The organism is Bradyrhizobium tropiciagri (assembly GCF_018130505.1).
Classification (GTDB): domain Bacteria; phylum Pseudomonadota; class Alphaproteobacteria; order Rhizobiales; family Xanthobacteraceae; genus Bradyrhizobium; species Bradyrhizobium tropiciagri_B.
On sequence record NZ_JAFCKH010000010.1, the window covers coordinates 296096 to 311378 of the forward strand.

The window sequence follows — 15283 nt, forward strand, 5'->3', positions numbered from 1 at the left end:
CGTCATGCCGGGCTGAAAGCGCGAAGCGCGTCTTCACGCTAGATGAGCCCGGCAACCATCGTTCGGAAATGTCCTTGAAGATGGATCGCCGGGTCAAGCCCGGCGATGACACGTCTTTGAGAGCCTTGGACCCGTAGCCCGGATGCAGCGAAGCGAAATCCGGGATCGTCACCGCGTCGGCAGCTGTCCCGGATTACGCTTCGCTGCATCCGGGCTACGGGCGCTCCCACAAGAGGAAGGGACGCTATCCCGCTCCCACCGCCTTCTTGCGCCACGCCAGATGCACGGCGCAGGTGCAGCCCTTCGGATGCGAGGCGAGGTCCGCGGCGTCGTTGGCGGGCGTTGCGGCCGGCGCGATTTCCTTCGCGCCGTCCTGCGCGGGGATGTAGTTCAGCACCGGCGCCAGCCAGCGCTCGACCTCGGCGACCGTCATGCTCTTGCGCGCGGCATAGTCCTCGACCTGGTCGCGCTCGATCTTGCCGACGCCGAAATAGAAGCTCTCGGGATGGCTGAAATAGAGCCCCGAGACCGAGGAGCCCGGCCACATCGCAAAGCTCTCGGTGAGTTTCACGCCCGCGGTGTTCTCCGCGTCGAGCAGGGCGAACAGCGTCTTCTTCTCGGTGTGGTCGGGCTGCGCCGGATAGCCCGGCGCCGGGCGGATGCCGTCATACTTCTCGAGGATCAGCTCGTCCGACGCGAAGGTCTCGTCCGGCGCATAGCCCCAGAACTCCTTGCGCACGCGCTGGTGCATGCGCTCGGCAAAGGCCTCCGCGAGGCGGTCGGCCAGCGCCTTGCACAGGATCGAAGAATAGTCGTCATTGGCGTTCTTGAAACGGTCGGCCACCACGTCCTCGCCGATCCCGGCGGTGACGACGAAGCCGCCGACGTAATCGGGCACGCCGCTCTCCTTCGGCGCGACGAAGTCGGACAGCGCGGCGTTGAAACGGCCCTCGCGCTTCTCGAGCTGCTGGCGCAACGTGTGGAAGGTCGCGATCTTCTGATTCCGCGTCTCGTCGGCATAGACCTCGACGTCGTCGCCGACGGCATTGGCCGGCCAGAAGCCGATCGTCGCGCGTGCGGTGAACCACTTCTCCTTGATGATCGTATTCAGCATCTTGCGCGCATCGTCATACAGCGAGCGCGCGACTTCGCCGACCTTGGGATCGTCGAGGATTGCCGGAAAACGTCCGGTCAGTTCCCAGGTCTGGAAGAACGGCGTCCAGTCGATGTAGTCCGCGAGCTCGGCGAGATCGTAGGCGTCAAAGCTCTTCAGCCCGAAGAACGCCGGCCGCTTCGGCGGCGCCTTGGCAAAATCGATCGCGACCTTGTTGGCGCGGGCTTCAGTGAGCTTCAGCCGCTTCTTGTCGGCCTGGGCGCGGAAATGCGCCGCCGAGATCTTGGCATATTCGGCGCGCACCTCGGCGGCATAGGCCTGCTTCTTCTCGGCCGACAGCAGCGAGGAGGCGACGCCGACCGCGCGGCTGGCGTCGTTGACGTGCACCACCGGCCCGTTCTTGTAGTTCGGGTCGATCTTGACCGCGGTGTGCACCCGGCTCGTGGTCGCGCCGCCGATCAAGAGCGGCAGGTTCATGCCCTGGCGCTCCAACTCGCCGGCGAGGAAGCTCATCTCGTCGAGCGAGGGCGTGATCAGGCCGGACAGGCCGATGATGTCCGCGCCTTCGGCCTTCGCGGTCTCGATGATCTTGGTGGCGGGCACCATGACGCCGAGGTCGATGACCTCGAAATTGTTGCACTGGAGCACGATGCCGACGATGTTCTTGCCGATGTCGTGGACGTCGCCCTTCACGGTCGCGAGCACGATCTTGCCCGCGGCATTGCGGCCGCCGGTGACGCCGTTGGCGAGGTTGCGCGCCTTCTCCTCTTCCATGAACGGCATCAGATAGGCGACCGCCTGCTTCATCACGCGGGCCGACTTGACGACCTGCGGCAGGAACATCTTGCCGTCGCCGAAGAGATCGCCGACCACGTTCATGCCGGCCATCAGCGGCCCCTCGATGACGTCGAGCGGGCGCGATGCGTTCTGCCGGGCGGCCTCGGTATCCTGCTCGATGAACTCGGTGATGCCGTGCACCAGCGCGTGGCTCAGCCGCTTCTCGACCGGCCATTCGCGCCAGGCGAGATCGGCCTCCTTGGCCTGCTTCTCCTTGCCGCGGAATTTTTCCGCGAGCGCCAGCAGCCGCTCCGAGGCGCCGGGGTCGCGGTTGAGGATGACGTCCTCGCAGACCTGGCGCAATTCGGGATCGATGTCGTCATAGACGATCATCTGCCCGGCATTGACGATGCCCATGTCCATGCCGGCCTTGATGGCGTGATACAGGAACACCGAGTGCATCGCTTCGCGCACCGGCTCGTTGCCGCGGAACGAGAACGACAGGTTCGACACGCCGCCCGAGATGTGCGCGCCGGGCAGGTTCTGCCGGATCCAGCGCGTCGCCTCGATGAAGTCGACGCCGTAATTGTTGTGCTCCTCGAGGCCGGTCGCGATCGCAAAAATGTTCGGATCGAAGATGATGTCCTCGGCCGGGAAGTCGAGCCTGTTCACCAGGATGTCGTAGGCGCGCTTGCTGATCTCGGTCTTGCGCTTGAACGTGTCGGCCTGGCCGGTCTCGTCGAACGCCATCACGACGACGGCGGCGCCGTGGCGCTTGGCGACGGTCGCCTCGTGGATGAACTTCTCCTCGCCTTCCTTCAGCGAGATCGAGTTCACGATCGGCTTGCCCTGGATGCACTTCAGGCCGGCCTCGATGACGTGGAATTTCGAGGAGTCGACCATCACGGGTACGCGCGCGATGTCGGGCTCGGCGGCGACGAGGTTGAGGAACGTCACCATCGCGTTCTCGGAATCGAGCAGGCCTTCATCCATGTTGACGTCGATGACCTGGGCGCCGTTCTCGACCTGGTCGCGCGCGACCTGCAGCGCGGCGGTGTAGTCGCCCGCGGTGATCAGCTTGCGGAAGCGCGCCGAGCCGGTGACGTTGGTGCGCTCGCCGACATTCACGAACGGGATCGCGTCGGTCAGCGTGAACGGCTCGAGGCCGGACAGCTTCAGCCGTGGCGTGATCTCGGGCACGGCGCGCGGTCTGTGCGGGGCGACGGCGGCAGCGATCGCGGCGATATGGTCCGGCGTGGTGCCGCAGCAGCCACCGACGACGTTGACGAGGCCGGCGCTCGCGAACTCGCCGATCAGCCGCGCCATGTACTCGGGCGTCTCGTCATACTGGCCGAACTCGTTGGGCAGTCCTGCGTTCGGATACGCACACACCAAGGTGTCGGCGACGCGGCCGATGTCGGCGATGTGGGCGCGCAAATCCTCGGCGCCGAGCGCGCAGTTGAAGCCGATCGTGATCGGCCGCGCATGCCGTACCGAATGCCAGAACGCTTCTGGCAATTGCCCGGACAGCAGGCGGCCGGACTTGTCGGTGATGGTGCCGGAGATCATCACGGGCACGTCGATACCGCGCTCCTCGATGATCTCGGAAATCGCGTAGAGGGCCGCCTTGGCGTTCAGCGTGTCGAAGATGGTCTCGACCAGTAGCAGGTCGGCGCCGCCGTCGAGCAGGCCGCGGGCCTGCTCGCCGTAGGCCTTGCGCAGATCGTCGAAGGTCACCGCGCGATAGCCGGGGTTGGAGACGTCGGGCGAGATCGAGGCGGTGCGGTTGGTCGGGCCGAGCGCACCGGCCACGAAGCGCCGCTTGCCGTCCTCGGCCGACACGCGCTCAGCCGCGGCGCGGGCGAGGCGCGCGCCCTGCAGGTTCAGCTCATAGGCGAGGTCCGACATGTCGTAGTCGGCCTGCGCGATCGAGGTCGAGGAAAAGGTGTTGGTCGCGACGATGTCGGCGCCGGCGCGCAAATAGGCGGCGTGGATGTCCGTGATCGCCTCGGGCTGGGTCAGGATCAAAAGATCGTTGTTGCCCTTGATGTCGCGATGGAAGTCGGCAAAGCGCGCGCCGCGGAACGCGGCCTCGTCGTATTGCAGGCCTTGGATCATCGTGCCCATGGCGCCGTCGAGCACGAGGATGCGTTCGCGGGCAGCCGCGAGCAAAGCGGTACGCTTGGAAGAAACAGGCACTGTCATGGTTCAGGCAGCTTTCTGGGCGCCATTCGGCCGGATGCCGAGCAGATGGCTGATCGCGAATACGAGGTCCGCGCGGTTCATGGTGTAGAAGTGGAAGGTGTCGACGCCGTGCTTGAACAGCTTCTGCACCTGGCCGGCGGCGACGGTGGCCGCCACCAGCTTGCGGGTCTCGGCGTCGTTGTCGAGGCCGTCGAATTTCTCCGCGAGCCAGTCCGGCACGCTGGTGCCGGCGCGCGTCACGAAATTGCGGGCCTGCTTGAAATTGTGCATCGGCATGATGCCCGGCACGATCGGGATATCGATGCCACGCGCGCGCACCCGGTCGACGTAGCGGTGGTAGAGGTCGTTGTCGAAGAACACCTGGGTGATCGCGCGCGTCGCGCCGGCGTCGACCTTGGCCTGCAGCGTGTCGATATCGGCATCGAAGCTCGCGGCTTCCGGATGCTTCTCGGGATAGGCCGACACCGAAATCTCGATGTCGGCGTGGCGCTTCTTGATTCCGGCGACGAGCTCGGCCGAGCTCTGGTAGCCGTCGGGATGGGTGAAGTAGGGCGTGCCGATGCCGCCGGGCGGATCGCCGCGCAGCGCCACGATGTGGCGGACGCCGACCTCATGGTAACGGTCGACGATCTCGTCGATCTCGCCGCGGCTGGCGCTGACGCAGGTCAGGTGCGCGGCCGGCAGCAGCTCGGTCTCCTTGAGGATGCGGGAGATGGTCGAATGGGTGCGCTCGCGGGTCGAGCCGCCGGCGCCGTAGGTCACCGAGACGAAGTTCGGGGTCAGCGGCGCCAGACGGTTGATCGTCTCCCACAGATTGCGCTCCATCTCCTCGGTCTTCGGCGGGAAGAACTCGAAGGAGATTTTCGGAGTCTTTGGCGCGCGCTGCCGGTTCGGCACGGCGGAAAGGGTCTCGGTCATGATACGCAAGGGCTCCGCAACAGCTGGGCAGACGTCTGGCCTGTGATTGAGTGCCCCAAGATAGGCGAAACTGGTCCAACCAGACAGCCCATCCGATATGGGAAATTGCCCACTATGGGATGGATTTGTCCGGTTCTCAGTCTTATGGAACGCCTAGTGGGCAATCCGGTCTGTTGTGTGTCTAGCCATCAATATATTGAATGTGCAACATAAAATATGAGAAATGCTCCCGGTTCGGGTCGAAAATCAGTGTGGGCAGAGCGGAGACGTCAATGAAGTGTCGTATTTCGTCCCAAGCCAATCGAGCGCCGGAACAGCCGCTAGCTACCTTTCGACGCGGGCCTGATCTGCGCGGCCTGGGCCTTTGTCGGCTCTCGGGGGCACTCTAGGTTGCCGCCATGATCCCGTTGTCCGTCCTCGATCTCTCCGTCGTCACCACAGGCACCAAGCCTGCGGCCGCGCTGCGCAACAGCATCGATCTGGCGCGCCATGTCGATGGTATCGGCTATGTCAGGTACTGGCTCGCCGAACACCACAACCTCGCCTCGGTCGCGAGCCCGGCGCCCGATCTGATGATTGGGCAGATCGCGGCGGTGACGCAGCACATCCGGGTCGGCTCCGGCGGCGTGATGCTGCCCAACCATGCGCCGCTGGTGGTCGCCGAGCGCTTCAAGATGCTGGAGGCGCTGTTTCCCGGCCGCATCGATCTCGGCCTCGGCCGCGCGCCCGGGACCGACGGCGCCACCGCCTACGCGCTGCGCAGCCGCCTCGACAAGCGCGAGGGCGACGATTTCCTCGAGCGGCTGCACGAGCTCACCCTGTGGGAGACGCGCGATTTCCCGGCGGGCCATCCCTACAACAAGGTGGTGGCGATGCCGGATGATTCGCCGCTGCCGCCGATCTGGCTGCTCGGCTCAAGCGACTACTCCGCCGAGTTGTCCGCGCAAGTCGGGATGGGCTTTGCCTTCGCCCATCATTTCGCGACCCATGATGCAGTCGCGGCGATGACGAATTATCGCGCGCACTTCACCCCGTCGGGCTGGCGCAGCGCGCCGCAGGCGATCCTGGCGGTCGCGGCCGTCGCCGCGGAGACCGATGCCGAAGCCGAACAACTCGCGATGTCGATGGACCTCAACCGCCTGCGCCGCGACCGCGGCCAGTATCTGCCGCTGCCGAGCGTCGAGGAGGCGATGGCCTATCCCTACACCGACGCCGAGCGCGCCGCGATCGCCCGCAACCGCGCCCGCTTCTTCGTCGGCAGCCCGGCGACGGTAATGGCGAAGCTGCAGCCGCTGATCACGGCGACCAAGGCGGACGAGATGATGGTGATCACCGCGGTGTACGACCACGCGGCAAGGAAGAAGTCGTACAGCCTGCTGGCTGAGGCATTCGGGCTGCGCAAGATGGCAGCAGCATAACGATGGTCGTCCCGGCGCAGGCCGGGACCCATACCCCGCGGCCCCCGTTGGGAAAGAGACTCGTCGTTCCAACGTCGCTCAACAAGCCACATTCGTGGTTATGGGTCCCGGCTTGCGCCGGGACGACGCTGGAGTGACAGCTCGGCCTATTCCCGCGTCTCGCTGAAAGTCGCGCGGAACGGATGGCCGGGATAGACGCCGACGATGCGGAATTCGCGCGAGAAGAACTTCAATTCCTCCAGTGCAAAGGCGAGACCGCGGTCGTCGGGATGGCCGTCGACGTCGGCGTAAAACTGCGTGGCGAAGAAATTGCCATCGACCATGTAGCTTTCCAGCTTGGTCATGTTGACGCCGTTGGTGGCAAAGCCGCCCAACGCCTTGTACAGCGCGGCGGGCAGATTGCGCACCCGGAACACGAAGGTGGTGACCAGCGGCCCGGAGCCCTGCGCGGCCCATTTCGCCTCGCGCGCCAGCACCACGAAGCGGGTGGTGTTGTGGGCCTCGTCCTCGATGTCCTCGGCGAGGATGTCGAGGCCGTAGATCTCGGCGGCAAGGCGCGAGGCGATCGCCGCGACGCTCTTGTCCTTGCGTTCGGAGATGTCGCGGGCGCTGCCGGCGGTGTCGGCGGCGACGATCGGCTTGATGCCGAGCTTGCGGATCACGCGGCGGCACTGGCCGAGAGCGTGGACATGGCTTTCCACGCTCTTGATGTCGGCAAGCTTGGTGCCCTTGACCGCCATCAGCTGGTGACGGACCGGCAGGAACCATTCGCCGATGATGAACAGGCCCGAGGCCGGCAGCAGATGGTGGATGTCGGCGACGCGGCCGGCGACCGAATTTTCGATCGGGATCATGCCGAGGTCGGCCTCGCCCGAGGAGATCGCGGCCAGCGCGTCCTCGAAGGTCGCGCAGGGCATCGGCTCGGCGTCGGGATAAGCCTCCGCGATCGCAATATGGGAGTTGGCGCCAGGTTCGCCCTGGAACGCGATTTTCAGTTTCTGGGTCATGGGTTCTGTCCTGCGGGGCCTTTTAGCACCCGCTCAGGTCTTGGAAAGTATCCTGCGCGCGGTTTCGAGGTCCGCCGGGGTGTCGACGCCGCGCGGGACGGTGTCGACGATGGTGACGTCGATCCGCATCCCGGCCTCCAGCGCGCGGAGCTGCTCCAGCTTCTCCTGCTGCTCCAGCGGCGAGGGCGGCAGCGCCACGAACCGCTCCAGCGCGGCGCGGCGGTAGGCGTAGAGGCCGATGTGGTGGTAGCGCGGTCCGTCGCCATGGGGCGCGGTGGCGCGGGTGAAATAGAGCGCGCGCAGCCGGTTCGGCCCGATCGGCGAGCCGACCGCCTTGACCACGCTGGGGGCCTGGTCCTCGTCCTCGGTATGGATTTGCGAGGCCAGCGTCGAAATATCGACGGTGGGATCGCTCAGCGCCGGCATCACGCTGCGGATGGTTTCGGGCGTGATGGTCGGGAAATCGCCCTGCAGATTGACCACGATCTCGGCCGTGCCGTTCGGGTCCAGGATGGTCATCGCCTCGTGGATCCGGTCCGAACCGGACGGATGGTCGGCGCGGGTCATCACGGCCTCGCCGCCGGCGGCCTTCACCGCGGCCGCGATCTCGGGCGTGTCGGTGGCGACCGCAACCCGGCCGATTCCGGCTTCCTCGGCCCGCCGCAGCACGTGGACGATCATCGGCTGGCCGGCGATGTCGAGCAGCGGCTTTCCGGGCAGTCGGGTCGCGGCCATGCGGGCCGGAATCAGCACCAAGGTATGCGGATCAGTCATTCGGCTCCAGGCCCGTCCGGCCTGCGGAAATTGATGGGGAGGGGGTGAAATCCGGCGCGTTTATACGGGTTGCCAGAGCGCGGGCAAACCGATATCTCAACCCTGCTTGGGGGGCGGTACAAAGGCCGATTCCCAGGTCTTTCCCCCCGGCCGTTTCCCGGCCTGAAGTCGACATTCAAGGCCCGGAGCCTGACCCGAAATGGACTCCTTCGAACTCAACAAAATTCTCGGTGCGGTTCTCGGCACCTGCATTTTCGTCCTGGTGATGAGCTTTGCTGCCGGGTCGATCATTTCGGCCAAGGCGCCGGAGAAGCCGGGCTTCGAGATCGCCGTGAAGGAAGAGACCCACGGTGGTGGTGGCGCGGCCGCCGCTCCGTCCGAGCCGATCGAGAAGCTGCTGCAGACCGCCTCGGTCGAGAAGGGCGCAGCCGCCGCCAAGAAGTGCGGCGCCTGCCACACCTTCGAAAAGGGCGGCCCGAATCGCGTCGGTCCGAACCTCTACGGCGTCGTCGGCGAGAAGAAGGGCGAGGGCCGCGGCTTCAACTTCTCGGCTGCCATGAAGGGCAAGGGCGGCGAATGGAATTTCGACGACCTCAACAAGTTCCTGACCAATCCGAAGGCGTTCATTCCGGGCACCGCGATGGGCTTCGCCGGCGTGCCGAAGGACAGCGAGCGCGCCGACATCATCGCCTATCTGAATTCGAACTCGGAGCATCCGGCTCCGCTGCCGACCGCCTCGAAGTAACGGTTCGCTTCTTGCGAGTCAGCAAGGGATCGAAAAGGGATCAAACGGCCAGGCACTGCCTGGCCGTTTTCGCATGGAGAATCCGCATCGCAGGCTTGTTATCGGGACGTTTCGCCGCACCGGAACGGTTCCCGGACGATCATCATGAGGAAAAAGCAACGTAATCTGTCGAACCGTTGCCTTATACTGGGTCCCATGTAGGCGGGGGCCGCGAGCAGGAAGAGCGAATTTTGGCGATCACCCGACGACACCTCCTTCAAGGCAGCGCGCTAGCCGCAATGGCGCCGGCGCTCGGATTTAAGCCCGGAATTTCCGCGATCACGCCGGCGCTCGCCGACGAGGCCCCCAACGGGCTGCAATGGCGCCACGCCGTCTCGACCTATGGTGAGGCCAAATACCCCGCCGGCTTCAAGAATTACGACTATGTCAATCCGGCCGCGCCGAAGGGCGGCGTGGTGCGGCTGTTCCAGCTCGGCACCTATGACAGCTTCAACCTGGTCGTGGCGGGCCTGAAGGGAACGCTCGCAGCGGGCGTCAGCCGCATCTACGAATCGCTGATGGAAGCCTCGCTCGACGAGCCCGACACGTATTACGGCGAGCTCGCCGAAGCCGCGGCGTTTCCCGACGACTTCTCCTACGTGATCTACCGCCTGCGCCCGAATGCGCGCTGGCATGACGGCAAGCCGGTCACGCCCGAGGACGTGATCTTCTCGTTCGAGGCGCTGAAGGGCAACAGCCCGATGTTCAGCAGCTATTACCGGCACATCGAGAAAGCCGAGAAGATCGGCGACCGCGACATCAAGTTCACCTTCGACAGCCCCGGCAACCGCGAATTGCCGATGATCACCGGTCAGCTCATCATCATGCCCAAGCATTGGTGGGAAGGCACCGACGCGCAGGGCAAGAAGCGTGACGTCACCGCGAGCACGCTGGAGCCGCCGCTCGGCTCGGGCCCCTACAAGATCAAGGAATTCGTCGCCGGACGCTCGCTGGTGCTCGAACGGGTCAAGGACTACTGGGGCAAGGACAACGCCATCGCAGTCGGCCAGAACAATTTCGACGAGCTGCGCTACGAATATTTCCGCGACGATACGGTGGGACGCGAGGCGCTGAAGGCCGACCAGTTCGACTGGTATGGCGAGCGCAGCGCCAAGGAATGGTCCGCCTCCTACGATGTCGCCTCGGTGCGTGACGGGCGGCTGATCAAGGAGCTGTTCCCGGTCCGCAACGTCGGACGGATGCAGGGCTGGGTGTTCAATCTCCGTCGGCCGAAGTTTGCCGACCCCCGGCTGCGCCGCGCCTTCAACTACGCGTTCGATTTCGAGGAGATGAATCGCACGCTGTCGAACGGCGACTATCATCGCGACTCCAGCTATTTCGACGGTATCCCCGATCTGATGGCAACCGGTCTGCCGGAGGGGCTGGAGCTCGAGATCCTCAACACGGTGCGCGACAAGGTGCCGGCCGAGGTTTTCACCACGCCGTACAAGGATCCGGTCGGCGGCACGCCGGAGAACGTGCGCGCCAACCTGCGAGAGGCGACCCGGCTGCTGAAGGAAGCCGGCTTCGAGGTTCGCGATCGCAAGCTGGTCGATCAATCGGGCCAGCCGTTCACCGTGGAGCTGCTCGGCGCCAGCGCCGATCCCGGCATGGAGCGGATCTCGCTGTTCTACAAGCCGAGCCTCGAGCGCCTCGGCATCACCATCAATCTGCGCGCCGTCGACACCGTGCAATATCAGAACCGGATCCGCGATTTCGACTTCGAGATGGTCACCCAGGTGTGGGGACAGTCGCTCTCGCCCGGCAATGAGCAGCGCGACAATTTCGGCTCGCAGGCCGCGGACCGGACCGGCTCGAACAATCTTCCCGGCATCAAGAATCCGGCGGTCGACGCCATCATTGAGCGCATCATCTTCGCCAAGAGCCGCGCCGAGCAGATCGCTGCCGCCAAGGCGATGGACCGGGTGCTGCTCTGGAACTTCTATTGCGTTCCACACTTCAACTACGACAAGCAGCGCTACATCTATTGGGATCGCTTCAGCCATCCCGACCCGTTGCCGAAATATGGCGTCTCGGGATTCCCGAATCTCTGGTGGTACGACGCCGACAAGGCGGCCAAGCTCAAGCGTTCATAAGTCAAGGATTCGCGCATGGCGCTATTTTCCCGTCGGCACGCACTCGGTCTCGGCATCGGTGCGTTGAGCGCTGCAGGATTACGTGTGGCGCCGGCGGCGGCCGACAACGGAACCCAGATGCACGGCATGTCGGTGTTCGGCGACCTGAAGTATCCGGCGGATTTCCAGCAGTTCGACTACGTCAATGTGAAGGCGCCGAAGGGCGGGGCCTTCTCGGTGATTCCGTGGGTGCGCGCCTACAACCAGTCCTATTACACGTTCAACTCGTTCAACGCCTATACCCTGAAAGGCGAGGGCGCGCAGGGCATGGACATGACGTTCGCGACGCTGATGTCGCGCGCCAATGACGAGCCCGATGCGATGTACGGCTTCGCCGCGAAGTCGGTGCAGATCTCGCCGGACAAGCTCACCTATCGCTTCACCATGCGCCCGGAGGCGCGTTTCCACGACGGTTCGAAGCTGACCGCGCAGGACGTCGCCTTCTCGCTCATTACGCTGAAGGAGAAGGGGCACCCGCTGATCCAGGTGCAGCTGCGCGACTTCGTGAAGGCCGAGGCGCTCGACGATTCGACACTTGTCGTGATCTTCGCCGAGGGGCGCGCCCGCGACGTGCCGCTCTATGTCGTGAGCCTGCCGATCTTCTCGAAGGCCTATTACGCGAAACGCTCGTTCGAGGAATCGACGCTCGATACGCCGCTCGGCTCGGGGCCGTACAAGGTCGGCCGGTTCGAGATCAACCGCTTCGTCGAATATGAGCGGGTCAAGGATTGGTGGGGCGCCGACCTGCCGGTCAATCGCGGCAGCTACAATTTCGACACCGTGCGTTACGAGTACTATCGCGATCGCGACGTGGCCTTCGAGGGTTTCACCGCGAAGAGCTATCTGTTCCGCGAGGAGTTCACCGCCCGGGTCTGGGCGACGCGCTACGATTTTCCCGCCGTGAAGGACGGCCGCGTCAAGCGCGAGATCCTGCCTGACGATACGCCGTCCGGCGCGCAGGGCTGGTTCATCAACATGCGCCGCGACAAGTTCACCGATCCGCGCGTGCGCGAGGCATTGATCGATGCCTTCGATTTCGAGTGGACCAACAAGACCATCATGTACGACGCCTATGCGCGCACCGTATCGCCGTTCCAGAATTCGGACCTGATGGCCAGCGGCCCGCCGTCTCCGGAAGAGCTCGCGCTGCTCGAGCCATTCCGCGGCCAGGTCCCCGACGAGGTGTTCAGCCTGCCCTTCGTGCCGCCGAAGTCCGACGGTTCGGGACAGGATCGGACGCAGTTGCGCAAGGCCGCGCAGCTGCTCAACGATGCCGGTTGTGCCGTCAAGGACGGCAAGCGGGTGCTGCCGAACGGCGAGGCTTTCACCATCGAGTTTCTCGTCGATGAACCCTCGCTGCAGCCGCATCACGGTCCCTACATCAAGAACCTCGGAACGCTCGGCATCGCCGCGACGTTCCGCCTGGTCGACGCCGTGCAGTATCGCGCGCGCGTCGAGGATTTCGATTTCGACATGACGATGCAGCGCTTCAGCTCGTCGGCAACGCCCGGCGACAGCATGCGGCCGTTCTTCTCATCGCAGGCAGCGAAGACCAAGGGCTCCTACAACCTCGCAGGCATCGCCAATCCCGCGATCGATGCGCTGATCGAGAAGATCATCGGCGCCAACGACCGCAAGGAGCTGACGATCGCCTGCCGCGCCTTCGACCGCGTGTTCCGCGCCGGTCGCTATTGGGTGCCGCAATGGTACCGCAACACGCATCCGATCGCCTATTGGGATCAGTTCGATCATCCGGAGAAGCCGGCGAAATATGCGCAGGGCGTCGGTGCGCCGGAAAACTGGTGGTACGATCCCGCCAAGGCAGCGAAGCTCGAGCAGGCGAAGTAGCTCATGAGCGCCTATATCGCCCGCCGTATTCTCCTGATGCTGCCGACGCTGCTCGGTATCATGTTCGTCTCCTTCGTGGTCGTGCAGTTCGCGCCCGGCGGGCCGGTGGAGCGCGTCATTGCGCAGATCAACGGCGCCGACACCGGCGGTACCTCGCGTGTCTCGGGCGGCGGCGGCGATTTCGGCGCCCAGCGCGGCCAGGGCGCCAACGCGTCCGGTTCGGTCAACTCGAAGTACCGCGGCGCGCAGGGGCTCGATCCCGATTTCATCAAGAAGCTCGAGGCGCAGTTCGGCTTCGACAAGCCGGCGCCGGAGCGGTTCGCGCTGATGGTGTGGAATTTCGCCCGCTTCGATTTCGGCAACAGCTATTTCCGCAGCGTCAGCGTGATCCAGCTGATCAAGGAGAAGCTGCCGGTTTCGATGTCGCTCGGCATCTGGATGACGTTGCTGACTTACCTGATCTCGATCCCGCTCGGCATCCGCAAGGCGGTGCAGGACGGCTCCCGGTTCGACACCTGGACGTCGGCCATAATCATTGTCGGCTTTGCGATCCCGGGCTTCCTGTTCGCGATCCTCTTGATCATCCTGTTCGCCGGCGGCTCGTTCTTCAACATCTTCCCGCTGCGCGGCCTGACCTCGGACGGTTGGTCGCAATTCCCCTGGTACTGGAAGATCATCGATTACTTCTGGCACCTCACGCTGCCGCTGATCTCGATGGCGCTCGGCGCCTTCGCCACCATGACGCTGTTGACCAAGAACTCGTTCCTCGACGAGATCCGCAAGCAATATGTGATGACGGCGCGCGCCAAGGGCTGCAGTGAGCGCCAGGTGCTGTACGGCCACATCTTCCGCAACGCGATGCTGATCGTGATCGCGGGCTTCCCGGGCGCGTTCATCCACGCCTTCTTCTCCGGCTCGCTCTTGATCGAGACCATCTTCTCGCTCGACGGGCTCGGACTGCTCGGCTTCGAGAGTGTGCTGAACCGCGACTATCCGGTGGTGTTCGGAACGCTGTTCATCTTCTCGCTGGTCGGCCTTGTGGTGAACCTGTTGTCCGATCTCGCCTATATGTGGATCGATCCGCGGATCGATTTCGAAGCGCGGGAGGTCTGATGACGCTGCTCGCGCCCCAGCCGGTCGAAACCACGACGCAATCGCCGCTCGGCGAGGCCGTGCCCGCCACGCGCCACGGCTTCTCGCCGTCGCCGCTCAACAAGCGGCGCTGGCAGAACTTCAAGGCCAATCGCCGCGGCTACTGGTCGTTCTGGATCTTCCTCGTCCTGTTCGTGGTGTCGCTGTTCGCCAACTTCATCGCCAACGACAAGCCGCTGATGGTCAAGTATGACGGCCGGCTCTACTGGCCGGTGTTGTTCAGCTACGCCGAGACCACCTTCGGCGGCGACTTCGAGACCGCAGCCGACTATCGCGATCCCTATCTGCAGAAGCAGATCGCGGCCAAGGGCGGCAGCATCGTCTGGGCGCCGATCCGCTACTCCTACGACACCCGCAACCTCGATCCGCCGACGCCGGTGCCCTCGAAGCCGACTTGGCTCCTGACCGAAGCGCAGTGCAAGGACGTGGTGCAGCGCAAGGGCCTGACCGGCTGCCGCGACCTCGAATACAACTGGCTCGGCACCGACGACCAGGGCCGCGACGTCGTCGCGCGGTTGATCTACGGCTTCCGCATCTCGGTGCTGTTCGGCCTGACCTTGACCATCCTGTCCTCGATCATCGGCATCGCCGCCGGCGGCGTCCAGGGCTATTTCGGCGGCTGGACCGATCTGATCTTCCAGCGGCTGATCGAGATCTGGACCGCGATCCCCTCGCTCTATCTGCTGCTGATCATCTCGGCGGTGCTGCCGCCGGGCTTCTTCATCCTGCTCGGCATCCTCTTGCTGTTCTCCTGGGTCTCGCTGGTCGGCCTGGTGCGTGCCGAGTTCCTGCGCGGGCGCAATTTCGAGTACATCCAGGCGGCGCGCGCGCTCGGCGTCTCCAATGCCGTGATCATGCGCCGCCATCTGCTGCCGAACGCGATGGTCGCGACCATGACGTTCCTGCCCTTCATCGTCTCGTCCTCGGTGATGACGCTGACGGCGCTGGACTTCCTCGGCTTCGGCCTGCCGCCCGGTTCGCCGTCGCTCGGCGAATTGCTGTCGCAGGGCAAGGCCAATGTGCAGGCGCCGTGGCTCGGCCTCACCGGCTTCTTCTCGGTGGCGATCATGCTGTCGCTCCTGATCTTCATCGGCGAGGCCGCACGCGACGCCTTCGATCCGCGCAAGACGTTCTCCAAGGGCTGAGCGAAG

Annotated in this window: 10 protein-coding genes; 6 read left to right on the forward strand and 4 right to left on the reverse strand. The window is 64.7% G+C overall.

Annotation, left to right across the window (positions count from 1 at the left end; translation table 11 throughout):
* Positions 1-244 precede the first annotated feature (244 nt).
* Positions 245-4096 carry a methionine synthase gene (metH, locus tag JQ633_RS25670; protein ID WP_211987874.1) on the reverse strand — a complete coding sequence of 1284 codons (3852 nt, stop codon included), beginning with the start codon at positions 4094-4096 and terminating at the stop codon, positions 245-247.
* A 3-nt stretch (positions 4097-4099) separates the two neighbouring features.
* Positions 4100-5014 carry a methylenetetrahydrofolate reductase [NAD(P)H] gene (metF, locus tag JQ633_RS25675; protein ID WP_211987875.1) on the reverse strand — a complete coding sequence of 305 codons (915 nt, stop codon included), beginning with the start codon at positions 5012-5014 and terminating at the stop codon, positions 4100-4102.
* 398 nt (positions 5015-5412) lie between these two features.
* Between metF and JQ633_RS25680 the strand changes: the two genes are divergently transcribed.
* Positions 5413-6432: an LLM class flavin-dependent oxidoreductase gene (locus JQ633_RS25680; protein WP_211987876.1), complete on the forward strand. Its 1020-nt coding sequence runs from the start codon at positions 5413-5415 to the stop codon at positions 6430-6432.
* A gap of 146 nt (positions 6433-6578) precedes the next feature.
* On the opposite strand, the gene JQ633_RS25685 is transcribed toward JQ633_RS25680, so the two are convergent.
* The gene (locus tag JQ633_RS25685) at positions 6579-7439 is read right to left on the reverse strand and encodes a prephenate dehydratase (protein WP_211987877.1); all 861 of its coding nucleotides are present in this window, start codon (positions 7437-7439) and stop codon (positions 6579-6581) included.
* 33 nt (positions 7440-7472) lie between these two features.
* Complete coding sequence (locus JQ633_RS25690; protein ID WP_211987878.1) at positions 7473-8213, reverse strand: 3-deoxy-manno-octulosonate cytidylyltransferase; 741 nt, start codon at positions 8211-8213, stop codon at positions 7473-7475.
* A 199-nt stretch (positions 8214-8412) separates the two neighbouring features.
* Here JQ633_RS25690 and JQ633_RS25695 point away from each other — a divergent pair, with 199 nt between their 5' ends.
* The 5 genes from JQ633_RS25695 (at position 8413) to JQ633_RS25715 (ending at position 15277) form a co-directional block, all read left to right on the forward strand.
* Positions 8413-8958 (forward strand): c-type cytochrome, encoded by a 546-nt coding sequence (locus JQ633_RS25695; RefSeq protein ID WP_211987879.1) that lies wholly within the window; start codon positions 8413-8415, stop codon positions 8956-8958.
* 278 nt (positions 8959-9236) lie between these two features.
* Positions 9237-11093, forward strand: a complete 1857-nt coding sequence (locus JQ633_RS25700; RefSeq protein ID WP_211987880.1) for an extracellular solute-binding protein — start codon at positions 9237-9239, stop codon at positions 11091-11093.
* 15 nt (positions 11094-11108) lie between these two features.
* A complete protein-coding gene (locus tag JQ633_RS25705) occupies positions 11109-12980 on the forward strand; it encodes an extracellular solute-binding protein (protein ID WP_211987881.1) in 1872 nt (623 codons plus the stop codon).
* A gap of 3 nt (positions 12981-12983) precedes the next feature.
* Complete coding sequence (locus JQ633_RS25710; protein WP_211987882.1) at positions 12984-14093, forward strand: microcin C ABC transporter permease YejB; 1110 nt, start codon at positions 12984-12986, stop codon at positions 14091-14093.
* Positions 14093-15277: an ABC transporter permease gene (locus JQ633_RS25715; RefSeq protein WP_211987883.1), complete on the forward strand. Its 1185-nt coding sequence runs from the start codon at positions 14093-14095 to the stop codon at positions 15275-15277. Before JQ633_RS25710 ends, JQ633_RS25715 begins: the two co-directional genes overlap by 1 nt.
* Positions 15278-15283 lie beyond the last annotated feature (6 nt).